The sequence below is a fragment of the Sphingomonas sp. YR710 genome, from assembly GCF_900101455.1.
Taxonomy (GTDB): domain Bacteria; phylum Pseudomonadota; class Alphaproteobacteria; order Sphingomonadales; family Sphingomonadaceae; genus Rhizorhabdus.
This window is the reverse complement of the sequence record NZ_FMZJ01000002.1, coordinates 44,319-69,856: the sequence shown is the minus strand read 5'-3', so window position 1 is coordinate 69,856 and position 25,538 is coordinate 44,319. Positions and strand designations below refer to the sequence as shown.

Sequence of the window (25,538 nt, the reverse complement as noted above, 5' to 3'; positions counted from 1 at the left end):
GCGCGCGATGACGTTGCCCGGGACAATGGCTGATGAATGACAGTGCAACGATTGAACGGCTCGCCAGGCCCCCGCACGAGGATGCGATCATCCGCGGCCTGTCTGTCGTGTCGATCGCGAAATCATACGATAAACGGCAGGTATTGTCGGATATTTCGCTGGATGTCGCGCGGGGCGAGGTGGTGGGGCTCCTGGGACCGAATGGTGCCGGCAAGACCACCTGTTTCTATTCGGTGATGGGTCTCGTGAAGCCCGATGCCGGGCGCATATTGCTCGATGGCGACGATATCACGACCTTGCCGATGTATCGGCGTGCGATCCTGGGTCTCGGCTATCTGCCGCAGGAGACTTCGATCTTTCGCGGGATGACGGTCGGCCAGAATATCATGGCCGTGCTCGAACTGATTGAGCCCGATGCAACGGTTCGGCAGAATCGGCTCGAGGAGTTGCTCAGCGAGTTCCATCTCGCGCATTTGCGCGATTCGGCCGCGATGGCGCTGTCGGGCGGCGAGCGGCGGCGGTGCGAGATAGCGCGCGCGCTGGCGGCGGAACCGTCCATCATGCTGCTCGACGAGCCTTTCGCCGGCATCGATCCGCTCTCGATCGCCGACATTCGCGATCTGGTGAAGGACCTCAAGCGGCGCGACATCGGGGTGCTAATCACCGATCACAATGTCCGCGAGACCCTGGATATCGTCGATCGTGCTTGTATCATCTATGATGGCAAAGTGCTGTTTCAGGGCAGTCCCGAAGCGCTGGTCGCGGATGAAAATGTCCGCCGGCTCTATTTGGGTGAAGGTTTCTCGCTTTGAGATGATGCGGACAGCCTGTTTTGAAATGCGTCTCCGGCGCATTTGCGGCACCGGCCCGCTCCCCCACCCGACCTCCCATATGATACTGCCGTTGGGAGGTCGGGTGGGGGAGCGGGCCGGCGCCGCCTTGAAATGCGCTCTTTCGCGCAATTCAAAACGGACCGCATAATGGCCATCGGGCCCCGCCTCGATTTGCGTCAGAGCCAGTCGCTGGTGATGACGCCGCAATTGCAGCAGGCGATCCGGCTGCTGGCTTTGTCCAATCTCGAAATCGAAGCGTTCCTCGCCGAGGAGATCGAAAAGAACCCCCTGCTCGAAAGCGGCAGTACCGAAGCCGCCGATGATCGCGATGTCGTCGAAGAGGGCGGCGAGCGCGAAGATGGTTTCGACGATGATGGCCCGACGGCGGACCTGTTGATCGAGGCGGGCGATGCGATCGCCGATCAACCGCTCGATGCCGACTATGAAGCCGAAACCTTCCATCATGACAGCGCCAGCGACATGGGAAGCGCCTCCGATCGATCGGGAAGCGAGGATGCGCCGGATCTCGATTCGTTCGCCGCGGCGCGGATATCGCTTCAAGACCATCTGGTTGGGCAGGCCGGTGAACAACTGGCTGGCAATGATCTGGCGATCGCGATCGCGTTGATCGACCTGATCGACGATGCGGGATATTTCATTGGCCAGACCTTCGATGTCGCCCAGCAGCTCGATCAGGCCCTGTTTCATGTCGAGCGTGTTCTTGCGGTGATCCAGACTTTTGATCCCAGCGGTGTCGGCGCGCGATCGCTTGCCGAATGTCTGATGCTCCAGGCGAAGGAGGCGGACAGGTATGACCCCTGCATGGCCAAATTGATTGCCAATCTCGATCTGCTCGCGCGTGGAGCCTTGCCGCAGCTACGCCGGATGTGCGGGGTGGATGAAGAGGACATGGCGGACATGATCCGCGAATTGCGCAACTATGATCCCAAGCCCGGCCTGCGTTTCGGTGGCGAGCCGGCCTCCCCGGTATCGCCCGACGTGTTCATTCGCCGGACGCAAGGTGGCTGGGCGATCGAACTCAATAGCGGGACGCTGCCACGCGTGCTCGTCAACCGTTCTTATTACACCGAATTGAGCCATGGTCCGCAGGACAAGGACAGCAAGGCCTGGCTTTCCGAATGTCTGGCGAGCGCCAACTGGCTGGTGAAGGCGCTCGATCAGCGCGCCCGCACGATTTTGAAGGTCGCGCATGAGATTGTGAAACAACAGGAAGGCTTTTTCCTGAAGGGCGTCGATCATCTGCGGCCGCTGACGTTGAAGGCGGTGGCCGATGCGATCGGCATGCACGAATCGACCGTCAGCCGGGTGACATCGAACAAATATCTGATGTGTGAGCGCGGGCTCCACGAGCTCAAATATTTCTTCACCAGCGGCGTTCAGGCGGCGGATGGCGGCGAAAATGTCTCGGCGGAGGCGGTGAAAAGCCAAATCGGAAGGCTCATCGGTGCCGAGGGTGACGATATCCTGTCCGATGACAAGTTGGTCGAACTGCTCAACGCCAAGGGGTTCGAGGTCGCGCGGCGGACAGTAGCCAAATATCGCGAGGCGATAGGATTGGGGTCGTCGGTTCAGCGGCGCCGGCAACGGACATTGAGCGGAAAGGGCGGGTAGCGGCAATCAACCTTTCCGCAATATCCGACCGACAACCAATCCCATCGACAACCCTACACATAATACGTGCGAGATCAGGGCGTTAGTGACTTGCCATGCGCCGGTCTGCGGGAAAGCCGCCGGATAGCGCAGCGGTAGCACGATCCAGTACATCACCAGATAGATGCCGAATCCGTAGGTGATGCCGGTAATGGCAGGCCGTCTGAGCAACGCCGGAAGCCGGGTCACGGCCAGGACGAAGACCGAGACCATGATCGTCATCAGTCCATAGTGGACAAGCAGCCCCGCGAGTGCGCCACGCGCCCCCCGATCGAACATCGTGCTGCCGAACGGTCCGCTGGCGACGCTTTGGAGGACGCGCGCCGGGCTGTTGCCCTTCATGCCCGCGAACAGGAAAGCGCTCAACAGGTCGAGCGTGCCGGAAATGGCGGTGGCGGTGACGATTGCGCGTTCGGCGGCCGATCTGAACATGCAGGCTCTCCCTTGATGCGCATGCTTTCATACCCGTATCAGTGATGCAAGACGCTGCTACAGCACCCGATACGGCACCACATTCCGCACATCGGCATCGACCGCGATCGATCGGTCCGCGGGCGGAAAGGCGCGCTGGTCGCAGGCCTCGCGGGGGCATAGCCGGCAGGAGATGCCGATCGGGGTTGCCGCGGCAGCGTTCCCCATGTCGAGCGCGTCGGCGTAGATGAATTCGCGGGCGTGTTCGGCCTCGCAGCCCAGGGCGACCGCGAAGCGGCGCGGTGCGCGTTTGAAGCTGCCGCTGGGTTTGACCAGCCCCTTCGCCATCGAAACATAGCGCACGCCATCGGGCATTTCGGCGAGCTGGACGAGGATGCGGTCCGGAATCGCAACTGCCTCATGGACGATCCACAAGGGACAGGCACCGCCGAAGCGCGCGAACTGCAGCCGGGTCGCCGAATGACGCTTGGTGATGTTACCGGCCATGTCGACGCGACAGAAGAAGAAGGGCACGCCGCGCTGGCCCGGCCGCTGCAGCGTCGAGAGGCGGTGGCACGCTTGCTCGAAGCTGACTCCGAAGCGCTGGCAGAGCCGGTCGATATCGTGTCGCATCGCCCGTGCGGTCCGCCGAAACGCGCCGTAAGGCATCAGCAGTGCGCCTGCCGCATAATTGGCGAGGCCCACCGACAGCAAGGTGTGGGCCTCGGCTGACCGCAAATTGGCGCCGGCGGCAACCACGCCGATATGCCATTTGAACTCGAGCAAGGCGAGTTGATGCGCGAGCATGAAGCGACGCGTTTCCGCCGGTAGAGAGCTGCTGACCGTCAGTAGGCCGCGCGCCTTGTCGAAGCGGCGCATCGTCCCGCCATCGTCGGTGGATGTGACCAGATCGACGCCATGGCGGTCCTTGAGGAAGAAGGCGATCAGCGCTTCCGGCAGCGGCTCGGCATCGAGCTGTTGCGCAAGTTCCTCGGCGGCGCGGTCGAGGCTGTCGACATAATTGCCGGCCTCGTGGAACCAGTCGCGAACCTCTTCCCATGGCAGGCGATCATCGCCGGGAACGCCGCTCCCGATCCGATCGTCGACGACCTGGAGCTTTTCCTCGCTGCGGCGATAGGCACTGTGGAGGCGCACGAAGCGATCCGCCAGCTGCGGTTGCTGTTCCACCGCGCGGTGAAGCACTTCGGGCGTGAACAGCTCGTCGCCGAACAGCGGATCGGCGATCGCCTCGCGCATCGCCATCAGCCGGCGTTCGGCATCGCCGGCCTGATCGACGTTCCAATCAATCGGGAAAGCCCGCGCCAGCGCCTCCGTGACCGCGGGCGTGACCGGCCGATCGTCATTTTCGAGTTGCGAAAGGTAGCTCACGGAAAGCCCCAGTCGCGTTGCCATCGCCGATTGTCCCAGCCCCGCCCGCACGCGAAGGGCGCGCAATTCGTGGCCGGCAAACAATCGATGCTTGAGCTTGCGTGCCAAAATCGCGACCTTTCAGCAATTTGCAAAATGGAACTTCGCAAATTTACAAGTTTACATTTGCACTATGGCGCAAATCTTGAAAAGGGGGCGATCATCCCTGAATCGTGGAGTATCGTGGCCCATGCTGGCTACCCTGCAAAAACTCGAAGAAAAGCGCGCGGCAGCCCGTCTCGGCGGTGGTCAGCGACGTATCGATGCCCAGCACAAGAAGGGCAAGCTCACGGCGCGCGAACGGCTCGACGTGCTGCTTGATCAGGGATCGTTCGAAGAAGTCGACATGTATGTCGAGCATAATTGCACCGACTTCGGCATGGATCAGGAGCATATTCCGGGCGACGGCGTCGTCACCGGGTCCGGTACGATCAACGGCCGGCTGGTCTTCGTGTTCAGCCAGGATTTCACCGTTTACGGTGGTGCGCTGTCCGAACGGCATGCGCAGAAGATCTGCAAGATCATGGATATGGCGCTGAAGGTCGGCGCCCCTGTGATCGGCCTCAACGATTCGGGCGGCGCGCGCATCCAGGAAGGTGTGGCTTCGCTCGGCGGCTATGCCGAGGTGTTCCAGCGCAACATTCTGGCCAGCGGCGTCGTGCCGCAGATCAGCCTGATCATGGGCCCGTGCGCGGGCGGCGCGGTCTATTCGCCGGCGATGACTGACTTCATCTTCATGGTGAAGGATTCGAGCTTCATGTTCGTGACCGGCCCCGACGTGGTGAAGACCGTCACCAACGAAGTGGTCACTCAGGAGGAACTGGGCGGCGCCGTCACCCATACCACCAAATCGTCGGTCGCTGACAATGCGTTCGAAAATGATATCGAGGTGCTGCTCGCCACGCGCGATTTCTTCGATTTCCTGCCTTTGTCGAATCGCGAGCCGTTGCCGGTCCGCCCGACCGACGATCCGTGGGATCGGCTCGAGGAGAGTCTCGACACGCTGATACCGGACAGCGCGAACAAGCCCTATGACATGAAGGAACTGATCACGAAGGTCGTCGACGAGGGCGATTTCTTCGAGGTCCAGCCTAATCATGCCGCGAACATCGTCATCGGTTTCGGCCGGATCGAAGGTCGTCCGGTCGGTATCGTCGCCAACCAGCCCAGCGTGCTGGCGGGCTGCCTCGACATCAATTCGTCGAAGAAGGCGGCGCGGTTCGTGCGCTTCTGCGATGCGTTCGATATTCCGATCATCACCTTCGTCGACGTGCCGGGTTTCCTGCCGGGCACCGCGCAGGAGCATAATGGCATCATCAAGCATGGCGCCAAATTGCTGTTCGCTTATGGCGAGGCGACCGTGCCGAAGATCACCGTGATCACCCGCAAGGCCTATGGCGGCGCCTATGACGTGATGAGCTCGAAGCATCTGCGCGGCGATTTCAATTACGCCTGGCCGACCGCCGAGATCGCAGTGATGGGCGCCAAGGGCGCGGTGGAGATCATCTTCCGCCAGGACCTGGGCGATACCGACAAGATCGCCGCACGCACCAAGGAATATGAAGAGCGCTTCGCCAATCCGTTCGTCGCGGCCTCGAAGGGCTTCATCGATGAAGTGATCATGCCGCATTCGACGCGGCGGCGGATCGCGCTGGGCCTGCGCAAGCTTCGGAACAAGAGCCTCGAAAACCCCTGGAAGAAGCACGACAATATTCCGCTCTGAGGCGCCCCCGATATTTCGGCCCCTGACGCCGACAGCAGGACAGTGACATGGTTGATTTGCAGGACGTTCTGATCGTTGGCGCCGCGCGGACAGCGATCGGCGATTTCGGCGGAGCGTTGAAGGATGTTCCGCCGGCCGAACTGGCGGCGACGGTGATCGCAGAGTCGCTGCGCCGTGCGGGCGTCGCGGCATCCGATGTCGAGCATGTCGTGATCGGCCAGGTGATCCCGACGAACCCGAAGGATGCCTATCTGGCGCGTGTCGCTTCGGTCAACGCGGGTGTGCCGATTTCCGCGCCGGCGCTGACGGTCAACCGGCTGTGCGGATCGGGCGCGCAGGCGATTATCTCCTGCGCGCAGATGATGCGGTTGGGCGAGGCAGGTATCACCGTCGCTGGTGGCGCCGAGAGCATGAGCCAGGCGCCCTATATCGTGAAGGACGCGCGCTGGGGCCAGAAGATGGGCAATGTCAGCATGCTCGACGTGCTGCTGGAGACGCTCAACGACCCATGGGGCGGGTTCCACATGGGCATCACCGCCGAAAATATCGCGAAGAAGTACGGCATCGGTCGCGAGGCGCAGGATGCTCTTGCGGTCGAAGGCCATCGCCGCGCTGCCCTGGCGATCGCCGAAGGTCGCTTCAAGGACCAGATCGTCCCGGTAGAACTCAAGACCCGCAAGGGCGTGACCCTTTTCGATACCGACGAGCATCCGCGCGCCGAAACCAGCATGGAAAGCCTGGCGAAGCTGCGCCCGGCCTTCGACAAGGAAGGCTCGGTCACCGCCGGCAACGCCTCGGGCATCAACGATGGCGCCGCCGCCTTGGTGCTGGCAACCCGCGCCGTCGCCGACGCCAAGGGCCTGACCCCGCTTGCGCGCATCGTTGCTTGGGGTCATGCCGGCGTCGAGCCCGACCTGATGGGCATCGGGCCGATCAAGGCCGTGCCGATCGCGCTTGAGCGCGCGGGCCTGACGATCGACCAGATGGACGTGATCGAGGCCAATGAGGCGTTCGCGGCGCAGGCCTGCGCGGTCGCCAACGCGCTGGGTTTCGATCCTGAAAAGGTCAATCCCAACGGCAGCGGCATCGCTCTGGGTCACCCGATCGGGGCGACCGGCGCGATCCTTACGGTCAAGGCCGTTTACGAATTGCAGCGTAGCGGCGGCCGCTACGCGCTGATCACCATGTGCATCGGTGGCGGACAGGGCATTGCTCTTATCGTGGAGAGAATCTGATGGCGCTCGGGCGTTTGAACCATGTTGGCGTTGCGACGCCGTCGATCGAAAAGTCGATCGCGCTCTATCGCGACGTGCTCGGCGCGACGAAGATCCACGAGCCGTTCGATCTGCCGCCGCAGGGCGTGCGCGTCTGCTTCGTCGATACACCGAGCAGCCAGATCGAACTGATCGAACCGCTGGGTGAGAATAGCCCGATCCACGGCTTCCTCGCCAAGAATCCGGCGGGCGGGCAGCATCATGTGTGCTTCGAGGTGCCCGAGATTCATGCCGCCAAGGCCGATTTCGAGGCGAAGGGCATCCGCGTGCTGGGCGAACCGCGCATCGGCGCGCATGGTACGCCGGTCTTCTTCCTGCATCCCAAGGATATGGGTGGCGTGCTGACCGAGATCATGGAAACGCCGAAGCAAGGGGCCGCGCATTGAGCGACTATCGCACGATCCTGTTCGAACTGTCCGACAATGTCGCGACGATCACGTTCAATCGTGCGGACCGCATGAACGCGCTGATCCCGACGGTTTTCGCCGAGATGGTCGATGCGATGGACAAGGCGGTTGGGGACGGGGCCCGCGCGCTGATCATCACGGCCGCGGGCCGGGCCTTCTGTTCGGGGGCCGATCTGATCGACGAGGACGGCAATTTCGGTCTTCCCGAGGATGTCGGCGGCTTGCTCGACGAATCCTATAATCCTGGTCTTCGCAAGATGGCCGATTATCCGCTGCCGATCATCACCGCGCTGAACGGGCCGGCGGTCGGCGCTGGCGTCGGCGTGGCCCTGTCGGGCGATATCGTGATCGCGGCGCGATCGGCCTTTCTGCTGATGGCATTCGTCAATGTCGGGCTGGTGCCCGATGCCGGATCGAGCTGGTTCGTCGCCAGGGGTGTCGGCCGGGCCAAGGCGCTGGAGATGGCGCTGCTCGGCGAGAAATTGAGCGCCGACGATGCGAAGGCCGCCGGCCTGATCGCCCGGGTCGTCGACGATGCCGATCTGATGGCAGAGGCGCGCAAGATCGCGATTCGCCTTGCCAACGGGCCGACGATGGCGATCCGCATGATGCGCAAGCAGGTGGCAAGCGCACTTACCCTGACACTCTCCGAAACGCTCGATCTCGAAGCCGCCAATCAGACCGTCGCGGGCCGCACCCGCGATTGTGCCGAAGGGGTCGCGGCCTTCATCGAGAAGCGCAAGCCGATATTTGAGGGCCATTGAGATGACCGAGAAGACGATCGCAGACTGGCAGGCCGCCGCCGCCAAGGAAGTCAAAGGCAAGGATCTGACCTGGCAGACGCCGGAGGGCATCGCCGTCAAGCCGCTCTACACCGCCGATGATGTCGCAGGCATCGATCCGGGCCTGCCGGGGTTCGCGCCGTTCACGCGCGGCGTGCGTGCGTCGATGTATGCCGGCCGGCCGTGGACGATCCGCCAATATGCCGGTTTCTCGACGGCGGAGGAATCGAACGCCTTCTATCATCGCAATCTTAAGGCGGGGCAGAAGGGCCTCTCGGTCGCCTTCGATCTGGCGACCCACCGCGGCTATGACAGCGATCATCCGCGCGTGACCGGCGATGTCGGCAAGGCGGGCGTGGCGATCGACACGATCGACGATATGAAGATCCTGTTCGACGGCATCCCGCTCGATCAGATGTCGGTGTCGATGACGATGAACGGTGCGGTGATCCCGATCCTCGCTTTCTTCATCGTCGCCGGTGAGGAACAGGGCGTGCCGCGCGCGCAGCTCGACGGGACCATCCAGAACGACATCCTCAAGGAGTTCATGGTCCGCAACACCTATATCTACCCGCCCGAACCCTCGATGCGGATCATCTCCGACATCTTCGGTTATACGTCGCGCGAAATGCCGAAGTTCAACAGCATCTCGATCTCCGGTTATCATATGCAGGAGGCCGGCGCGACGCAGGTGCAGGAACTCGCCTTCACCATCGCCGACGGCCAGGAATATGTGAAATATGGCGTCGCCTCGGGCCTCGACATCGACAAGTTTGCGGGACGGCTGAGCTTCTTCTTCGCGATCGGCATGAACTTCTTCATGGAGATCGCCAAGCTGCGCGCCGCCCGCGTGCTGTGGCACCGGGTGATGACCAATCTCGGCGCGAAGGACGAGCGTTCGAAGATGCTGCGCACCCATTGCCAGACATCGGGCGTGTCGCTGACCGAGCAGGATCCGTACAACAACGTGATGCGCACCACGATCGAGGCGATGGCGGCGATGCTGGGCGGCACCCAGTCGCTCCACACCAACGCACTCGACGAGGCGATCGCGCTGCCGACCGACTTCTCCGCCCGGATCGCGCGCAACACGCAGATCGTGATCCAGGAAGAGACCGGGATGACCAAGGTCGTCGATCCGCTCGGCGGCTCTTATTATATCGAGGCGCTGACCCAGGAACTCGTCGACAAGGCGTGGGCGATCATCGAGAAGGTCGAGGCCGATGGCGGCATGGCGAAGGCCGTGGCGGCGGGCTGGCCCAAGGCGATGATCGAGGAAGCCGCCGCCGGCCGCGCCGCGCGGGTCGATCGCGGCCAGGACGTGATCGTCGGCGTCAACAAATATAAGCTCGCCAATGAAGCGCCGATCGACATTCTCGACGTCGATAACGTCGCGGTGCGCGAGGCGCAGATCGCACGGATCAACAAGGTGAAGGCCGGCCGCGACGAAGCGAAGTGCCGGGCGGCGCTCGATGCGCTGCGCGAAGGCGCGAAAGGTAGCGAGAATTTGCTTGCTCTTGCCGTCGAATGCGCGCGCGCGCGCGCCACGCTCGGCGAGATATCGGCGGCGATGGAGGATGTGTTTGGGCGCTACGGCACCACGCCGACACCGGTCTCGGGCATCTATGGCGGCGCGTTCGACGATGATGCGCGCTGGACCGGGCTGATGGAGGGCGTCGCCGCGATCGAACGGCGCAAGGGCCGCAAGCCCAAGATGTTTGTCGCAAAGATGGGCCAGGACGGCCATGACCGCGGCGCCAATCTGGTATCGTCGGCGTTCGGCGATCTCGGCTTCGATATCGTTGCGGGGCCCTTGTTCCAGACGCCGCGCGAAGTCGCCGAGCTGGCGGTGAAGGCCGATGTCGACGTGGTCGGCGCGTCGAGCCTGGCGGCGGGCCACAAGACGTTGATTCCGGAGCTCATCGGGCATCTGCGTGATGCCGGCCGCGGCGATATCAAGGTGATCGCCGGCGGTGTGATACCGGCGCAGGATTATCAATTCCTCCGCGACGCCGGTGTGCAGGGCATCTTCGGCCCGGGCACGAACCTGGTTGCCGCGGCGGCCGAAGTGCTCCAGTTGCTGGGCCACAACGTCCCGCCCGAGGGCATCGATGAGGCCGCAGAATGAATGAGGTCACAAAAATCTCTCCCCTCCCTGCCAAGGGAGGGGCCGGGGGTGGGTTCCTCCCCTCCTCGATCGAGGCGCATGGGGCACCCACCCACCCCCAGCCCCTCCCTGCAGGCAGGGAGGGGAGCCCGGTCAGGAACGACTGGACCCGTGAGGAAATCGCGGCGCTGTTCGATCTGCCGTTCAACGATCTGCTGTGGCAGGCGCAGACCGTGCATCGTCGCCATCACGACGCCAACGCCGTTCAGCTATCGACTTTGCTGTCGATCAAGACCGGCGGCTGCGCCGAAAATTGCGGCTATTGCAGCCAGGCGGCCGGCAACGACACCGATCTCAAGGCCTCCAAGCTGATGCAGGTCGAAGAGGTGCTGACTGCTGCGCGCGAGGCCAAGGCCAGCGGCTCCGAGCGCTTCTGCATGGGCGCGGCATGGCGGAGCCCCAAGGATCGCGACATGGACGCGATCGTGGCGATGGTCGAAGGCGTCAAGGCGATGGGGCTCGAAACCTGCATGACCCTGGGCATGCTCAGCGACGAGCAGACCGAGCGGCTTGCCGACGCCGGGCTCGATTATTACAACCATAATCTCGACAGTTCGCCCGAATATTACGGCCATGTCGTCACCACCCGCAGCTATGACGACCGGCTGCAGACCCTGGAGCGTGTCCGTAATGCGGGGATCAACGTGTGCTGCGGCGGCATCATGGGGATGGGCGAAGCGCGCTCCGACCGGGTCGGCTTCATCCATGCGCTCGCCACATTGCCCGAACATCCAGGCAGCGTGCCCATCAACGAGCTGGTGCCGATCGACGGCACCCCGCTCGGCGACATGCTGAAGGGCGTGCCCTCGGCGCGGATCGACGATATCGAATTCGTCCGGACGGTTGCGGTGGCGCGGATCACGATGCCCGATTCGGTCGTCCGCCTGTCGGCCGGGCGCGAGTCGATGTCGGATGCGACCCAGGCCTTGTGCTTCATGGCTGGCGCCAATTCGATCTTCACCGGCGACCGATTGCTCACCACGGGCAATGCCGGCGGCGATTCGGATGCGAAACTATTTGCGAAGCTTGGGCTGAAACCATCCCTGGCGAAATGATGATCTCTCCCGGTCCGGCCCAACAGGGCCGGGTGACGGTATTTGCGTGTTGAAGGGGCTCGAATGTTCAAGAAGATCCTGATCGCCAATCGCGGCGAAATCGCCTGCCGCGTGATCAAGACCGCCCGGAAGATGGGCATCAAGACCGTGGCCGTCTATTCGGACGCCGATGCGCGCAGCCCGCACGTCCAGATGGCCGACGAGGCCGTCCACATCGGGCCGCCGCCGGCCAACCAGTCCTATCTGATCGCCGAGAAGATCATCCAGGCGTGCAAGGATACCGGTGCCGAGGCTGTCCATCCGGGCTACGGTTTCCTGTCCGAGCGGACCAGCTTCGCGCAGGCGCTGGAAGACGCCGGCATTGCCTTCATCGGCCCGCCGATCGGTGCGATCGCGGCGATGGGCGACAAGATCGAATCGAAGAAGCTCGCCAAGGCCGCGAACGTCAACGTCGTCCCCGGCTTCGTCGGTGAGATCGACAGCACCGATCATGCGGTCGAAATCGCCAACGGCATCGGCTATCCGGTGATGATGAAGGCCTCGGCCGGCGGCGGCGGCAAAGGTATGCGGCTGGCTTATTCCGAGAAGGACGTCCGCGAAGGCTTCGAGGCCACCAAGCGCGAGGGCCTCGCCAGCTTCGGCGACGACCGCGTGTTCATCGAGAAGTTCATCGAGAGCCCGCGCCACATCGAGATCCAGATCCTCGGCGATAAGCATGGCAACATCCTTTACCTGAACGAGCGCGAATGTTCGATCCAGCGCCGCCACCAGAAGGTGGTCGAGGAAGCGCCGTCGCCGTTCGTCACCCCGGAAATGCGGAAAGCAATGGGCGAACAGTGCGTCGCGCTCGCGCGGGCCGTCGGCTATTATAGCGCGGGTACGGTCGAACTGATCGTCAGCGGCGCCGACACCACCGGCCAGGGCTTCTACTTCCTCGAAATGAACACCCGCCTGCAGGTCGAGCATCCGGTCACCGAATGCATCACCGGGCTCGATCTGGTCGAGCAGATGATTCGCGTCGCTTATGGCGAGAAGCTGGCTTTCACCCAGGACGAGGTGAAGCGCGAGGGCTGGGCGGTCGAGAATCGCGTCTATGCCGAGGATCCCTATCGCGGCTTCCTGCCGTCGACCGGCCGCCTCGTGCGCTATCGGCCGCCGGCCGAGGGCGAAGGCGTGCGTGTCGATGACGGCGTCTATGAAGGCTCCGAAATCTCGATGTTCTACGATCCGATGATCGCGAAGCTGATCACCTACGGCAAGACCCGCGAAGAGGCGATCGACAAGCAGATCCTCGCGCTCGACCGGTTCGAGATTGACGGCATCGGCCACAATATCGATTTCCTGTCGGCGATCATGCAGCATGATCGCTTCCGTAGCGGCAACATCACCACCGGCTTCATTGCCGAGGAATATCCCGAAGGCTTCGTTGGTGCGCCAGCGGGTCTGCGGCTGACGGCCAAGATGGCGGCCGTTGCCGGTGTGATCGCCACCGTCGATGCCGGACGCTCCGCATTGATCGAAGGCCAGTTGAACGGCCCTGCCGATCAGTCGACCGATTGGGTCGTCACGCTCGACGGGGCCGAGCACCGCGTCGTCATCGAGGGCGATGTCGTTACCGTCGATGGCGAGACGATCGTTGTAGATGCGCCATTCGTCCCAGGGCAGCGGCTGATCGAGGCGGTGGTCGATGGCAAGCCGCTGTCGATCCGGGTCGAGCGCCGCCGGACAGGCTGGAAGTTCACCACGCATGGCGCGAGCCATGTGCTGCGAGTGCTGCCGCCGCATGTCGCGGAACTCTCGCATCATATGATCGAGAAGATCCCGCCGGACATGTCACGTTTTCTGTTGTGCCCGATGCCGGGCCTGGTGACGGCGATCCATGTCGGCGAAGGCGCCAAGGTCGAGGCGGGGCAGCCATTGGCGGTCGTCGAGGCGATGAAGATGGAGAATATTCTGCGCGCCGAAAAGGCGGGGACGGTAAAGATGATCGCCGCCATGGCCGGTGATAGTCTGGCGGTCGATGCAGTCATTCTTGAGTTCGAGTGATTGCCGCGGCGCGGCGCGAATCGGATTTCGCGCCGGCATGGCGAGTCGAGGATTCGGTTTCGGTCGGCCGATGCTGCCGATTGTACCGATGAATTGGCTTGCCGCGCGGGCATGCCGCACGAATATTAACAGTCGTCGATGGTATCGGTATTTTTCAGCGAAAAACTGCCGAAGAGCTCGGTTAACGATCGCCTAGTCGATTTGCTGTGCATGATCAGTAATATCACGAGGATCGCGTAAAAACAGGCATTTGGCTTGCTTTTTGAGGTCGTATCCGCCCGCTGTTAACACCCTTTTGACAAATTTTCCGTAGTTCCAAACCTGTAGATTCGGGGGTCGGGCGACCCTCAACAACAGGAGCAGAACATGCCAGCACTTCGGATGCGCAACTTGGCGATCGCCTTGGCCGGGATCGCACTGGCCACCGGCCCGGCTTTTGCCGCCGCAACGCCCGAATGGACCGCCAAGGTTCGTCAGTTGCTTGCTGCAAAGCAGGAATATCCGCGCGCCGCGCAGATGCGCGGCGACGAAGGCACCGCCAAGGTAAAGCTTGATGTTGCTGCCGACGGATCGGTCGCGGGTGTCGAACTGGTTCAGCCGAGCGGATCGAGCGCGCTCGATCGTGAAGCGCTGGCCGTGCCGAAGAAGGTCGGCGCTTTCCCGGCCCCTCCCGGCGGTGCGGCTTCGCTGGTCGTGCCGCTGACCTGGAAGATGATGTAATATTGCCTGCCCAATGCCGATTCGATGCGGGTGCTCCCATCGGATCGGTATTTGTAGGGTGAATGAGCGCTTCGAATCAGGTGCCCAAAGCGGCCGCCTGACTTGCACGTTTCTGAATTTCGGCGACGTCAGGCGGCCCGGCGGGGACCATCCAGGATCCCCCGACGCACAGGATCGGATCGACGGCCAACCAGTCGGGGGCAGTCGTTTGCGTGATACCGCCGGTGGGGCAAAATTTTGCCATATGGAATGGCGCTGCGAGCGCCTTCAGCGCCGGAATTCCGCCGCTGGCCATCGCCGGGAAAAATTTGAAATGGGTCAGGCCGAGATCGAGCCCGCGCATGATATCGCCGGCATTGGCTGTGCCGGGCAGAAACGGAATCCCGCTGGCGATGGCGGCCTCCCCAAGCGGGGCGGTCAACCCCGGTGACACGATAAAGCGCGCGCCGGCGTCGATGCTGGCCGCCAAATCGCGTTCGTTGAGCACCGTGCCCGCGCCGACAACGGCACCCTCCACCTTGGCCATTTCGCGAATCGCGTCGAGCGCGGCAGGCGTCCGCAACGTAACTTCGAGCGCGTATAGCCCGCCGGCAACCAGGGCTTCGGCTATCGATCGCGCATGCGCGGCATCCTCGATCACCAGCACCGGGATCACCGGAGCGAGGCGCATCACCTGTTCTACGTCCATGGATATTTCTCCTCCTGGAAGGCTGCCGCGGCACCCAGCAGGCCGGGATCGGAATGAACCGCGAGCCGGATCGGGAAATTCGCCATGCGGCTTGCATGGCGGCCCTTGGCGCAAAACCGGTCGCGAAACAGCGGCCCGGCCAGCCGTTCGCGGATGCGATTGGCGAGGCCGCCGGTGATCACCACGGCGTTCGATCCATGGCCGAGCGCAAGGTCGCCGACGATCGATCCGAATGCCATGACGAAACGGTCGAGTGCGCTCGCCGCGAGCCGATTGCTGCCGTCGATCGCCGCCTGCCACAAAGCGGGATCATCGAGCGGCACGATCGCTTCCCCGGTGCTTGCAGCCATCGCTTCATAAATATTGTGCAGGCCCGGGCCGGAAGCAATGCGTTCGGTCGATACGCGGACGTGGCGCTGTCGCAGCCGCTGCAGCATATGTTCCTCGAAGCCGTCGAGCGGTGCGAAATCGAGGTGCCCGCCCTCGGTCGGCAGCACGATATTGCGGCCCCGATAGCGCAGCAGCTGGGCCACGCCGAGCCCGGTGCCCGGTCCGGCTATCGTCACGACTCCGCTTTCGGGCATGGCCCCCTCGGGGCCCCCGAGATGGATCAGTTCATCCTCGTGAAGCCGGCCGACAGCTGCCGCCATTGCCGCGAAATCGTTGATCAGCACCAGTTGTTCGACGCCAAGTTCGGCTGCCAGCGTCTTTGGCCGGATCACCCACGGATTGTTGGTGAAGTGGATCAGCTCTCCCTCGACGGGGCCGGCAATGGCAATGCTTGCCGCGGACGGCAGCTTCACGCCGCTGTCGTGTGCGAAGGCTGCCCAGGCGCTGGGGAAGTCGGGAAAGTCGGCGGTCTTGTATTTTCGTGCCTCGCCCAGCGCGGGCCGCCGATCATGATGCAGATCGGCAATCGAGAAGCGGGCGTGGGTTCCGCCGAGATCTACCGCAACGATTTGCATCATGTCACAAGCCGGCGGCGGCGAGCATGGCGGACCCGCCCTGTTCGGCGCCATCGGCGCCAAGCCGCATGATGGCAAAAAGTTCGCGGCCCGTGCCGATCGTCGGCGGGGGCGGCAGTGCGGGGCTCCGGCTTGCCCATTCGGCGGCGTCGACCAGCGCCGCAAGTTCGCCATGCGCCGCATCAAGCCGGACGATATCGCCATCGCGCAACAGGCCCAGCGGACCACCGGCCAGCGCTTCGGGCGTGAAGTGAATGGCGGCCGGCACTTTGCCCGAAGCGCCCGACATCCGCCCGTCGGTCACCAGCGCGACCTTATAGCCCTTATCTTGCAGGACGCCGAGCCAGGGCGTCAGCTTGTGCAATTCGGGCATTCCGTTGGCGCGGGGCCCCTGGAAGCGCACCACCACGATCACGTCGCGATCGAGTTCACCGGCCTTGAATGCCTTGCCGACATCGTCCTGATCGTCGAAGATCCGGCACGGCGCCTCGACGGTCCAGCGGCCCTCGTCGACGGCGCTCGTCTTGATCACGCCGCGGCCGAGATTGCCTTGCAGCAGGCGCATGCCGCCATCGGGCAGGAATGGATTGGTCGCCGGGCGCAGCATATTTTCGTCGAGCGGCGCGGGCGGCGCATCTTCCCATATCAAAGTTTCGCCGTCGAGTTTGGGATCGCGGGCATAATCGCCGAGATCGGTACCCCCGACCGTCAGGATATCGCGATGGATCAATCCGTTTTCGATCAAAGTGCGGATCACATAGGCCATGCCGCCTGCCGCCTGGAAATGATTCACGTCGCCCGATCCGTTCGGATAGACACGGGCTATCAGCGGCACTGCGGCCGATAGCCGGTCGATATCCTCCCAATCGATGATGATGCCGGCCGCGCGCGCGATGGCGGGCAGGTGGATCGCATGGTTGGTCGATCCGCCCGTGGCGAGCAGGCCGACCGCGGCGTTGACGATCGCTTTCTCGTCGATGCACAGGCCCAGCGGGCGATAGTCGTCCCCGTCCCACCCGATCGCGGCAAGCCGATGGACGGCGGCGCGGGTCAGTTCCTGGCGCAATTTCGTGCCCGGATTGACGAAGGCGCTGCCCGGCACATGCAGGCCCATCACCTCCATCATCATCTGGTTCGAATTGGCGGTGCCATAGAAGGTGCAGGTTCCGGCGCCATGATAAGAGGCCGCCTCGGCCTCCAGCAGTTCCTCGCGGCCGACCTTGCCCTCGGCGTAAAGCTGCCGGACGCGGACCTTTTCCTTATTGGCGAGGCCCGACGGCATCGGCCCGGCGGGGATCAGGATCGTCGGCAGATGGCCGAAGCGCAGCGCGCCGATCAGCAGCCCAGGCACGATCTTGTCGCAAATGCCGAGCAAGGCCGCGCCTTCGAACATGCCATGGCTGAGCGCCACCGCCGTCGACAGTGCGATCGTATCGCGGCTGAACAGCGACAATTCCATGCCGCGCTGGCCCTGGGTCACGCCATCGCACATTGCCGGCACGCCGCCTGCCACCTGTGCGGTCGCGCCGACTTCGCGCGCGAACAGCTTCATCTGTTCGGGGTAGCGGCCATAAGGCTGATGCGCGGAGAGCATGTCATTATAGGCGGTGACGATGCCGATGTTCATCGCCGTGCCGCCGCGGATCGCGGGCTTGTCATCGCCCGCCGCGGCGAAGCCATGTGCCAGGTTGCCGCACGACAGGTTCGGCCGGTCGACCCCCGAATCGCGTTCGCGGGCGATAAGGTCCAGATAGGCGCGCCGTCCCGCCTTTGATCGTTCGATGATCCTTGCGGTAACCGATTCGAGGGCGGGGTGCAGGGCCATCATGCGCTCCAGTGAATATCGATCGCCTGATCGGCTTCGGCGAGGACGCGGCCGATCGGGGTTGTCGAGGATGCGCCATCGCTGATCGCCTGTTCGAGCATATCGCGCTTGGGCTGTCCGGTCAGCACCATCATGATCGCACGCGCCGAAACGATCGCGGCGCGGCTGAGCGTGACGCGGGCAACGGGTGCTTCGGGCGGCAGCGGATCGGGCATGACGCCCAGTGCCCGACGCGCCTTGGGGCCGTTCAGCGCTTCATCCAGATCGGGGCCGGGGAAGATCGAGGCGGTGTGGCCATCGGCGCCGACGCCGAGCACGACCAGATCGATCGGCCAGTGCAGTTCCTGCAGCCGGGCATCGGCGGCCTTGCCGGCCATGCGATAATCCGCTGCCTTTTCGGTGGTGATCGGCAACACCCTTGCGCCCTTCGGCAGGAAGATCTTGGCAATCATCGCGGCGTTGGATAGCGGATCGGTGATGGGCACCAGACGATCGTCGGTGGGGATGATCGTCACATTCTTCCAGTTGAGCTTCGTGCGTGCGAGTTTGGCATAGACCGGCTCCGGGGTCTTGCCGCCGGGCAATGCGATCAGCGCCTGGCCGCGCGCGTCGAGTGCGCTTTCGATGATGAAGCCGATATCGCCTGCCGCAGCTTCGGCCAGTTCCTCGACATCGTCATATTCCCACCATTCGGCTTCAATCATGTTCTTCTCTCATTTTAATTTTTTCCGTCACCCAACGAAAACCTAGGCCGCTCCCAACCCTCCATGCGCGGAGAGGCGGGAGCGATTCCAGCTTTCACTGGCGTGGCGATCTTCATTAGTCGTGCCAGGTCACGCCGTCACGTTCGGTCAATCCGATCGCCGCGGATGGGCCCCAGGTGCCGGCGGTATAAGCGCGCGGCTTCATGGCATTGGCCGCCCACCCGTCGCGAATCGCGTCGACCCATTCCCATTGCGCCTCCACTTCATCGCGGCGGACGAACAATGTCTGGTCGCCTTCGATCAGATCGAGCAGCAACCGCTCATAGGCGATGCGACGGCGACTGTCGGCGAAGGCGTTGTCCATCGCGATATCCAGCGGCACCTCGCGCAGGCGTATGCCATCGCGATCGAGTCCTGGCTCCTTCGACATCAGCAGCAGCCGCACATTTTCATCGGGCTGCAAACGGATGATCAGCTTGTTCGGTTGCAGCACCGCCCCCCGGCTTTCGAAGATCGAATGCGGCACACCTTTGAACTGGATAAAAATTTCGGATTGGCGACTTGGCAGGCGCTTGCCGGTCCGCAGATAAAACGGCACGCCCTGCCAGCGCCAATTGTCGATATGGGCCTTGATGGCGACGAACGTCTCGGTTCCGGACGGTTTGCCGAGTTCATCGCTATAGCCGGGCACGGGCCCGCCTGCCATCGCGCCTGGGCCATATTGGCCGATCACGCTGTGGCTGGCGGCGGTGGCGCGATCGATCTTGCGCAGCGATCGCAGCACCTTGACCTTCTCGTCGCGGATCGCGGTTGAATTGAATTGGGCGGGCGGTTCCATCGCAACGAGCGCGAGGAGCTGCAACATGTGGTTCTGAACCATGTCGCGGATAGCGCCGGCGCCGTCGTAGAAGCCGACACGGCCTTCGAGGCCGACTGTCTCCGACACCGTGATCTGCACATGATCGATGCCGCCTGCCTTCCACAGCGGCTCGAACAGGCTGTTGGCGAAGCGCAGCGCCAGCAGGTTCTGAACGGTTTCCTTGCCGAGATAATGGTCGATCCGGAAGATCCGCTCCTCGGGGAAGACCTTCGCCACGGCATCGTTGATGGTGCGGCTGGAAACGAGATCGTAACCGAGTGGCTTTTCGAGACCGATCCGGACATTGCAGCCCGCAAGACCCGCCCCGTTCAGTCCGTCGATCGTCGCGCCGAACAGCGAAGGCGCGGTCGACAGGAAGATTGACAGGCCTTTTTCGGTCGAGCCGACAACATCGGCCAGTGCCGAAAATTGGGTTGGATCGGACGCATCGACAGCGACATAGTTCAGTCGATTGAGGAAGCCCGCCAAGGCTTCATCCGACATGCGCTCGGCGGGCACGTAGCGCTTGAGCGCGGTTGCGGCCACCTCGCGAAAGCGTGCCTCGTTCATTTCGCTGCGTGCGGTGGCAATGATGGCGAGGGCGGGCGGCAACAGGCCGTCGACGTCCAGGCCGAACAGTGATGGCAACAACATGCGCTGCGACAGATCGCCCGTCGCCCCGAACAACAGGAGCTTCTCGCTGGCGGTGCTCATTCATTTCCCCTTTTCGTTCGGCACCGATCATCCGCTTCGCGCGTGACGTACCGATGTCGGATTCCCCGATTGCGGCGAAATCTATCGGTCTTTTAGCAAAAGCGTCGCATTGCGGTAGCCGTGGCGTAGCATAAACTTCCTATCGGGATCCGATCGATATTGTTTCGGGGGCCCGATGATGATCGAACTGGAACAATTGCCGCGCGAGCGCATGCTGACGGTTCGCCTGGCGCAGGATGCGCGGGATATCGCCGCTGCGCAGCGGCTACGCTATCGCATCTTCTGCGAAGCGATGGGAGCGTCGCTGCACAGCGAGCAGGCCGGCCTCGATATCGATCGATACGATGCATATTGCGACCATCTGCTGGTCGAGGATCTGGCGGCGCGCGGCAGCCCCGTGGTCGGTACCTATCGCCTGCTTCGGCAAGGCGTCGCCGAACGGCATTTCGGCTTTTACTCAGCCGATGAGTTCGATCTGGATCCGATCATCGCGCATGCGCGGCGCGAGCGGATGGAACTGCTCGAACTCGGTCGGTCTTGCGTCGATCCGGCTTATCGCGATGCCGGCACGATCCAGATGCTCTGGCGCGGTATCGCAGATTATCTGCGCCGGCACCGGATCGGCTTCATGTTCGGATGTGCGAGCTTCCACGGAACCGACCCCGAGGCGCACGCGGCGGGTCTTTCATTGCTGGCGCATGATCATCTGGCGCCAGTGGAGCTGCGCGCGCGCGCCATCGGCGCCCATCGTGTCGACATGGCGCGCGTGCCAATCGGCGGATATGATGCCCGTCTCGCACAGCGGCAGCTGCCACCATTGATCAAGGCCTATTTGCGCGTCGGTGCGCAGGTCGGTGAGGGCGCCTTCGTCGATGGCGACTTCAACAGCATCGATGTCTTCATGCTGATGCCGGTTGCGCGCATTGCTGCGCGATACGCCGAACGGTTTGTCGCTGCGGCCTGACGCATCCCCAGCCAGCGCTATCATTTAAGCAACATTAACCCTTTTGGTCCATTGGCTGTAAATTAAGGTCAATAGGGCAGCTTTAGGATGGGATATGTCGCACGCTTAAGCCTGAAGCATATGCTGCTTCTGTTGTGCGCTACATTCATCGTTCCTGTGCTCACAATCACCGGGATGGTGGTTCACCATGCCCGACGGGATATCATCATTGCCGGGCAGGAGCGGGTCGGCGGCGACTATGTATTGGCGATGCTGCCGGTGATGCGTCGTGAAGCGCAAGGTGCACTCCCCGATCCCGCCCTGATTGCGGCCTTCCGCGCCAAGACGGACGTGCTGGACCAGGGGTTCTCTACGCGCTCGCTTCGAAATGCCTGGCTGCAGGTGACGGGCGACGCGCCTGCGTTTACGCAGGCTGCGGCCGATCTGATCGCCGAGATCGGCAACCGGTCGGGGCTGGTCCTCGATGGAAGGCTCGATACGTTCTACCTGGTGGCGATCGGCATAATGAAGGCGCCCCCGCTTGCGGAAGATCTTGCATCGCTGGACGATCTCATTGACCGATTCCGTATCGGCAGGAGCGACGCCAAGGACCAGCGTCAACTTACCTTGATCCGAGGCGTGATAGAGTCGCAGCGGCTGGCGATGGAGGCAAGTTTCTCGCAGGCATCTGCCGCGGGTCTGGCACGGAAGGATGATCGTATCAGCCTGAGCCTCGCAAAGCCGGCGGCAAACATGGGAAGGGCGCTTTCGATCGTTCTCAAGGATGTCGAGCGGCTGGAGGCTGTCTGCGGCGGAATCGTCGGGTGCGCGGCAATGGCTGACAAGGCGAGTCGGGATGTGGCCCGTACGCGTATGCTGGTTCTCGACGTGCAGGCGGTCAGTCTGGCGACATTCGGCACCCTAATCCGTGAGCAGGAAAGCGAAGCGAAGGACCGCCTCTATGTGCTGATGGTGATCGTATCTGGCACCACGTTGCTCGCGGCGGCGCTCGGCTGGTACGCAACGCGTCTGATCGAGCGAGCCGTTGCCAAGGTGACCAGCCGGATGCGCGATATGGCGGCCGGTGACGTCGACTCGGCGATCCCATATGTGGGTTTGTCGAACGAACTGGGTGAGATCGCCGCGGGAATCGAGTTCTTCCAGCAGAGCCTAATCGAACGCGCGGCACTCTCCTCCGAATTGCAGAAGGCCGGCGAGCGGCTCGAGGGCACAGTGAAGCAGATCAGCTTGCGCAACGCCGCGCTTGAGGCCGAAGCAGAGCTGCAGCGGCGTCGGGCCGCGGCTGATGAACGTCGTGCGCGCAATGCATTGGTGTGCGATCTTGAGCAGACAATCGGCCAGATTCTGAATGGTCTGCTGTCGCGTGCCAATGCACTGGGCTATGAGGCCGATGCGATGTCGAGCAATGCGGCTGCCGCGCGAGCCGAAGCGGTCGCTGCCGAGCGTTCCACCCGGAGCGCGTTCGATGGTGTCACAATCGTGGCAACCGCGATCGATCAGCTGGCAAGGGCCAATCGGCAAATTCGTCTGCTGATGGAAGACGTCAGTGTCAGCGTCGATCACACGATGTGCTCGGTAAGCGGTGCGCAGAGCCGTATCGAAGGTCTTGACGCTGCCTCGTCGCGGATCGGGGAGGTGATCGAACTTATCGCGAGGATCGCATCGCAGACGCGGCTGCTCGCGCTTAATGCATCGATCGAAGCCGCGCGGGCAGGGGATGCCGGCGCCGGGTTCGCCGTTGTGGCGAGCGAGGTGAAGGCACTTGCCGGACGCGCCGCGTCGGCAACCCGCGAGGTGGAGGATCATATAAAGCAGATCCGGACCGAAGCCGAACTGACGATTGCCTCGATTCACGATATCGGAACGCACATCGACAAGGTGGCGGGGCACGCCGTCGCCGTGGCGAAGGCGGTGCAGCAGCAGAGCATTGCCGCTACCGAAATTGCCGCGAGCGCGGCATCGGCGGCTTCGGCGACGAGTGCGACGTCGGACGCGGTTGCGGTCATGGCGACGGCAGCAAGCCAGGCTTATGAAAGCGCGGAAACGATGCGCATGGTGGCCAATGACGTGACAACCGAGGCCGATCGACTGAAGGGCGACGTCGATCATTTCGTGGCGAGAGTCGCCTGAATCCCCATATGTCGGCGCTTTATCATTGACGCGATCGCCGGGCTAAGCCCATCGGCGCCAAAGTGATCCGGGCCGGGTGGTGATAGTGCGATCTCGACGATTCCTTCTTCTGGCGCCACTGCTCGCAAGCGGATCGGTTGCGGCATATGCCGGTGAAGGCGATATCGTCGTCACCGGACGTGGCCTGGGCGGGACAGCGGGCGATGCCGCATTTGATCTGATAGCGATAGATCGCGATCGCCTGACCATGGCGGCCAGCGGCCGAATGGAAGATGTCCTGCGCGACGCCGCCGGCTTTCAGCAGTTTCGCAGGTCCGATGCGCGATCGGCCCACCCGACGAGTCAGGGCGCCACGCTGCGCGGGCTCGGCGGCAATGCATCGAGCCGTGCGCTGATCCTGCTCGACGGCGTGTCGATGGCCGATCCGTTCGGCGGTTGGGTGAACTGGGCGGCGCTCGATCCGGCGCGCATCGGCCATATCCGCGTCACCCGCGGCGGCGGCAGTGGCGTCTATGGCGCCGGCGCGTTGGGTGGGACCATCGAGATGTCGAGCATCGGCCCCGATGATGCCGGGCCTTTGACCGCCGGTGTCAGCTATGGCAGCCGCAATGCTGTCGACGCTGACGGGCTGCTGTCGGCACGATTGGGTGGCGGATTTGCGATGCTGTCGGCGGGCTATGCGCGCGGCGACGGCTTCGTGCCGATCGTGGCCAGCCAGCGCGGCCCGATCGACGAGCCGGCCCGATACGAGCAGGCCCATGGTGCGGCCCGCGCGGTCGTGCCCGTCGCGGCCGACACCGAATTGCAGGCCAACGGTCTGTTCCTGCTCGATCGCCGCAATCGCGGGCTTCCGTTCACCGGGAACAGCAACCGCAGCGTGGATTCGAGCCTGAGGCTGGTCGGTCATGGCCGCTGGGGATGGGAGGCGACCGGATGGCTGCAGATCCGTCAGTTCTCGAGCGGCTTTGCCAGCGCCAACGCCGCGCGCACGATCGCGACCGAATCGCTCGATCAATATAATGTGCCGGCGACGGGAACAGGCGGTCGGGTCGAGGTCCGCCCGCCGTTGGGGCAGAAAATCACCCTGAGGATCGGTGCGGACGCGCGACACGTCGACGGCCGCACCGAGGAGCTGGCATTCAGCGGAAACGGGACGGTCCGTAAGGCAGGCGGCCAGCAGACGATCTATGGCGGATTCGCGGATCTCAGCCTCGTTCCGGTCGAGACACTGACTCTAACAGCAGGAGCCCGTATTGATCGCTGGTCGCTCGATCGTGGCTTTTTGCAGGAAGTGGACCGGAAAACGGGCCTGCTGAGTGCAAGAAGTCAGGATTTTCCGGATCGCAGCGGTCGCGAGACGACCGCGCGGATCGGCTTCGCATGGAGGCCTGCCGGTACGATCACGCTGCGGGGCGCAGCCTATACGGGATGGCGCCTGCCGACGTTAAACGAGTTGTACCGTCCCTTCCGGGTCGGTTCGGACAGTACGCTTGCCAATCCGATGTTGAATCCGGAGCGGGTAAAGGGCGTCGATCTGGGCGGCGACTATAGGCCGCTGCCGGGGTGGCATCTGGGTTTCACCTTGTTCTGGAACAGGCTTGACGATGCGATCACGAATGTCAGCGATCCAAAGATAGCCAATACAAAAATGCGCCAGAATATCGATGCCATCCGCAGCCGCGGGGTCGAGGTCGATGCCGGCGCCTGGCTTGGCGAATGGCGGTTCGATCTGAGCTACGCGCATGCCGATGCCTATGTACGCGCATCAGGTACGGCGAGCGCTCTGAACGGATTGCGGCCTGCGCAGACGCCACGCGATCAGGCAAGTGCTTCGGCCGAATGGAACCGGCCCGGCCTGTTCCGGCTCGGCACGACAGTGCGTTATGTCGCCCGGCAATATGAGGACGATCAGAATCTCCGCGCGTTGCGCAATGCGCTGACCATCGATGCCGTCGCGGTGGTGCCGGTCGGCCAGGGCTTCTCTATCGAACTGCGCGGCGAAAATCTCGGCAATATCCAGGTCGATGCCGGTATTTCGGCCGACAATGTCGTCGAAAGGGCCACCCCGCGCAGTTTGACGATCGGGTTACGCTACGCCTTGCGCTGAGCGGCTCGCGAACGCATCGTCCGCCCTTATCCTCGCCCTGGCGGGTGAAGATCGAGGCAGCCTGC

The 25,538-nt window shown here is 63.2% G+C and carries 20 protein-coding genes; 13 read left to right on the top strand and 7 right to left on the bottom strand.

Annotation, left to right across the window (positions count from 1 at the left end; genetic code table 11):
• Positions 1-32 precede the first annotated feature (32 nt).
• Together lptB and rpoN are read left to right on the top strand one after the other, a co-directional pair.
• Positions 33-812 (top strand): LPS export ABC transporter ATP-binding protein, encoded by a 780-nt coding sequence (gene lptB / locus BLS13_RS02715; protein ID WP_093449624.1) that lies wholly within the window; start codon positions 33-35, stop codon positions 810-812.
• A 168-nt stretch (positions 813-980) separates the two neighbouring features.
• Positions 981-2,465 carry an RNA polymerase factor sigma-54 gene (gene rpoN, locus BLS13_RS02710; protein WP_093449623.1) on the top strand — a complete coding sequence of 495 codons (1,485 nt, stop codon included), beginning with the start codon at positions 981-983 and terminating at the stop codon, positions 2,463-2,465.
• A 6-nt stretch (positions 2,466-2,471) separates the two neighbouring features.
• Here rpoN and BLS13_RS02705 read toward each other — a convergent pair whose 3' ends face one another.
• Entirely contained in the window at positions 2,472-2,936 is a 465-nt protein-coding gene (locus BLS13_RS02705) for a hypothetical protein (RefSeq protein WP_093449621.1), read from the bottom strand.
• A gap of 57 nt (positions 2,937-2,993) precedes the next feature.
• The gene (locus BLS13_RS02700) at positions 2,994-4,412 is read right to left on the bottom strand and encodes a helix-turn-helix domain-containing protein (protein ID WP_093449620.1); all 1,419 of its coding nucleotides are present in this window, start codon (positions 4,410-4,412) and stop codon (positions 2,994-2,996) included.
• 121 nt (positions 4,413-4,533) lie between these two features.
• Between BLS13_RS02700 and BLS13_RS02695 the strand changes: the two genes are divergently transcribed.
• The 8 genes from BLS13_RS02695 (at position 4,534) to BLS13_RS02660 (ending at position 14,517) form a co-directional block, all read left to right on the top strand.
• Positions 4,534-6,066 (top strand): acyl-CoA carboxylase subunit beta, encoded by a 1,533-nt coding sequence (locus tag BLS13_RS02695; protein ID WP_093449618.1) that lies wholly within the window; start codon positions 4,534-4,536, stop codon positions 6,064-6,066.
• A gap of 47 nt (positions 6,067-6,113) precedes the next feature.
• Complete coding sequence (gene bktB / locus BLS13_RS02690; protein ID WP_093449617.1) at positions 6,114-7,301, top strand: beta-ketothiolase BktB; 1,188 nt, start codon at positions 6,114-6,116, stop codon at positions 7,299-7,301.
• On the top strand, positions 7,301-7,726 hold the full coding sequence (mce, locus tag BLS13_RS02685; RefSeq protein WP_093449615.1) for a methylmalonyl-CoA epimerase: 426 nt from the start codon (positions 7,301-7,303) through the stop codon (positions 7,724-7,726). The genes bktB and mce overlap by 1 nt, the downstream gene beginning before the upstream one ends.
• Complete coding sequence (locus BLS13_RS02680; RefSeq protein WP_093449614.1) at positions 7,723-8,511, top strand: enoyl-CoA hydratase-related protein; 789 nt, start codon at positions 7,723-7,725, stop codon at positions 8,509-8,511. The genes mce and BLS13_RS02680 overlap by 4 nt, the downstream gene beginning before the upstream one ends.
• A 1-nt stretch (position 8,512) precedes the next feature.
• Positions 8,513-10,657, top strand: coding sequence for a methylmalonyl-CoA mutase (scpA, locus tag BLS13_RS02675; protein ID WP_093449612.1), 2,145 nt, complete (start codon positions 8,513-8,515; stop codon positions 10,655-10,657).
• Positions 10,654-11,751 carry a biotin synthase BioB gene (gene bioB / locus BLS13_RS02670; RefSeq protein WP_093449611.1) on the top strand — a complete coding sequence of 366 codons (1,098 nt, stop codon included), beginning with the start codon at positions 10,654-10,656 and terminating at the stop codon, positions 11,749-11,751. Before scpA ends, bioB begins: the two co-directional genes overlap by 4 nt.
• 63 nt (positions 11,752-11,814) lie before the next feature.
• Positions 11,815-13,797, top strand: coding sequence for an acetyl-CoA carboxylase biotin carboxylase subunit (locus BLS13_RS02665; RefSeq protein WP_093449609.1), 1,983 nt, complete (start codon positions 11,815-11,817; stop codon positions 13,795-13,797).
• A gap of 366 nt (positions 13,798-14,163) precedes the next feature.
• Entirely contained in the window at positions 14,164-14,517 is a 354-nt protein-coding gene (locus BLS13_RS02660; RefSeq protein WP_256325676.1) for an energy transducer TonB, read from the top strand.
• A 76-nt stretch (positions 14,518-14,593) separates the two neighbouring features.
• Here BLS13_RS02660 and eda read toward each other — a convergent pair whose 3' ends face one another.
• The 5 genes from eda to zwf form a co-directional block, all read right to left on the bottom strand.
• Complete coding sequence (gene eda, locus BLS13_RS02655) at positions 14,594-15,205, bottom strand: bifunctional 4-hydroxy-2-oxoglutarate aldolase/2-dehydro-3-deoxy-phosphogluconate aldolase (protein ID WP_093449606.1); 612 nt, start codon at positions 15,203-15,205, stop codon at positions 14,594-14,596.
• Positions 15,196-16,170: a glucokinase gene (locus tag BLS13_RS02650; protein WP_093450119.1), complete on the bottom strand. Its 975-nt coding sequence runs from the start codon at positions 16,168-16,170 to the stop codon at positions 15,196-15,198. Before BLS13_RS02650 ends, eda begins: the two co-directional genes overlap by 10 nt.
• 4 nt (positions 16,171-16,174) lie before the next feature.
• Positions 16,175-17,998 carry a phosphogluconate dehydratase gene (gene edd, locus BLS13_RS02645; protein WP_093449604.1) on the bottom strand — a complete coding sequence of 608 codons (1,824 nt, stop codon included), beginning with the start codon at positions 17,996-17,998 and terminating at the stop codon, positions 16,175-16,177.
• Positions 17,995-18,699, bottom strand: a complete 705-nt coding sequence (gene pgl, locus BLS13_RS02640) for a 6-phosphogluconolactonase (protein ID WP_093449603.1) — start codon at positions 18,697-18,699, stop codon at positions 17,995-17,997. Before pgl ends, edd begins: the two co-directional genes overlap by 4 nt.
• A gap of 115 nt (positions 18,700-18,814) precedes the next feature.
• Positions 18,815-20,272, bottom strand: coding sequence for a glucose-6-phosphate dehydrogenase (gene zwf / locus BLS13_RS02635; RefSeq protein ID WP_093449602.1), 1,458 nt, complete (start codon positions 20,270-20,272; stop codon positions 18,815-18,817).
• 175 nt (positions 20,273-20,447) lie between these two features.
• Between zwf and BLS13_RS02630 the strand changes: the two genes are divergently transcribed.
• The 3 genes from BLS13_RS02630 (at position 20,448) to BLS13_RS02620 (ending at position 25,473) form a co-directional block, all read left to right on the top strand.
• Positions 20,448-21,236 carry a GNAT family N-acetyltransferase gene (locus BLS13_RS02630; RefSeq protein WP_256325675.1) on the top strand — a complete coding sequence of 263 codons (789 nt, stop codon included), beginning with the start codon at positions 20,448-20,450 and terminating at the stop codon, positions 21,234-21,236.
• 120 nt (positions 21,237-21,356) lie between these two features.
• On the top strand, positions 21,357-23,366 hold the full coding sequence (locus tag BLS13_RS02625) for a methyl-accepting chemotaxis protein (protein WP_176943402.1): 2,010 nt from the start codon (positions 21,357-21,359) through the stop codon (positions 23,364-23,366).
• 85 nt (positions 23,367-23,451) lie between these two features.
• Positions 23,452-25,473: a TonB-dependent receptor gene (locus BLS13_RS02620; protein WP_093449599.1), complete on the top strand. Its 2,022-nt coding sequence runs from the start codon at positions 23,452-23,454 to the stop codon at positions 25,471-25,473.
• The last annotated feature ends 65 nt before the right edge of the window (positions 25,474-25,538 follow it).

Bases quoted from the DNA above. Each gene is read 5' to 3' on its own strand.
- lptB (WP_093449624.1), top strand. From the start codon at position 33: ATGAATGACAGTGCAACGATTGAACGGCTCGCCAGGCCCCCGCACGAG.
- rpoN (WP_093449623.1), top strand. From the start codon at position 981: ATGGCCATCGGGCCCCGCCTCGATTTGCGTCAGAGCCAGTCGCTGGTG.
- BLS13_RS02705 (WP_093449621.1), bottom strand. From the start codon at position 2,936: ATGTTCAGATCGGCCGCCGAACGCGCAATCGTCACCGCCACCGCCATT.
- BLS13_RS02695 (WP_093449618.1), top strand. From the start codon at position 4,534: ATGCTGGCTACCCTGCAAAAACTCGAAGAAAAGCGCGCGGCAGCCCGT.
- bktB (WP_093449617.1), top strand. From the start codon at position 6,114: ATGGTTGATTTGCAGGACGTTCTGATCGTTGGCGCCGCGCGGACAGCG.
- mce (WP_093449615.1), top strand. From the start codon at position 7,301: ATGGCGCTCGGGCGTTTGAACCATGTTGGCGTTGCGACGCCGTCGATC.
- scpA (WP_093449612.1), top strand. From the start codon at position 8,513: ATGACCGAGAAGACGATCGCAGACTGGCAGGCCGCCGCCGCCAAGGAA.
- bioB (WP_093449611.1), top strand. From the start codon at position 10,654: ATGAATGAGGTCACAAAAATCTCTCCCCTCCCTGCCAAGGGAGGGGCC.
- BLS13_RS02665 (WP_093449609.1), top strand. From the start codon at position 11,815: ATGTTCAAGAAGATCCTGATCGCCAATCGCGGCGAAATCGCCTGCCGC.
- BLS13_RS02660 (WP_256325676.1), top strand. From the start codon at position 14,164: ATGCCAGCACTTCGGATGCGCAACTTGGCGATCGCCTTGGCCGGGATC.
- eda (WP_093449606.1), bottom strand. From the start codon at position 15,205: ATGGACGTAGAACAGGTGATGCGCCTCGCTCCGGTGATCCCGGTGCTG.
- BLS13_RS02650 (WP_093450119.1), bottom strand. From the start codon at position 16,170: ATGCAAATCGTTGCGGTAGATCTCGGCGGAACCCACGCCCGCTTCTCG.
- edd (WP_093449604.1), bottom strand. From the start codon at position 17,998: ATGATGGCCCTGCACCCCGCCCTCGAATCGGTTACCGCAAGGATCATC.
- pgl (WP_093449603.1), bottom strand. From the start codon at position 18,699: ATGATTGAAGCCGAATGGTGGGAATATGACGATGTCGAGGAACTGGCC.
- zwf (WP_093449602.1), bottom strand. From the start codon at position 20,272: ATGAGCACCGCCAGCGAGAAGCTCCTGTTGTTCGGGGCGACGGGCGAT.
- BLS13_RS02630 (WP_256325675.1), top strand. From the start codon at position 20,448: ATGATGATCGAACTGGAACAATTGCCGCGCGAGCGCATGCTGACGGTT.
- BLS13_RS02625 (WP_176943402.1), top strand. From the start codon at position 21,357: ATGCTGCTTCTGTTGTGCGCTACATTCATCGTTCCTGTGCTCACAATC.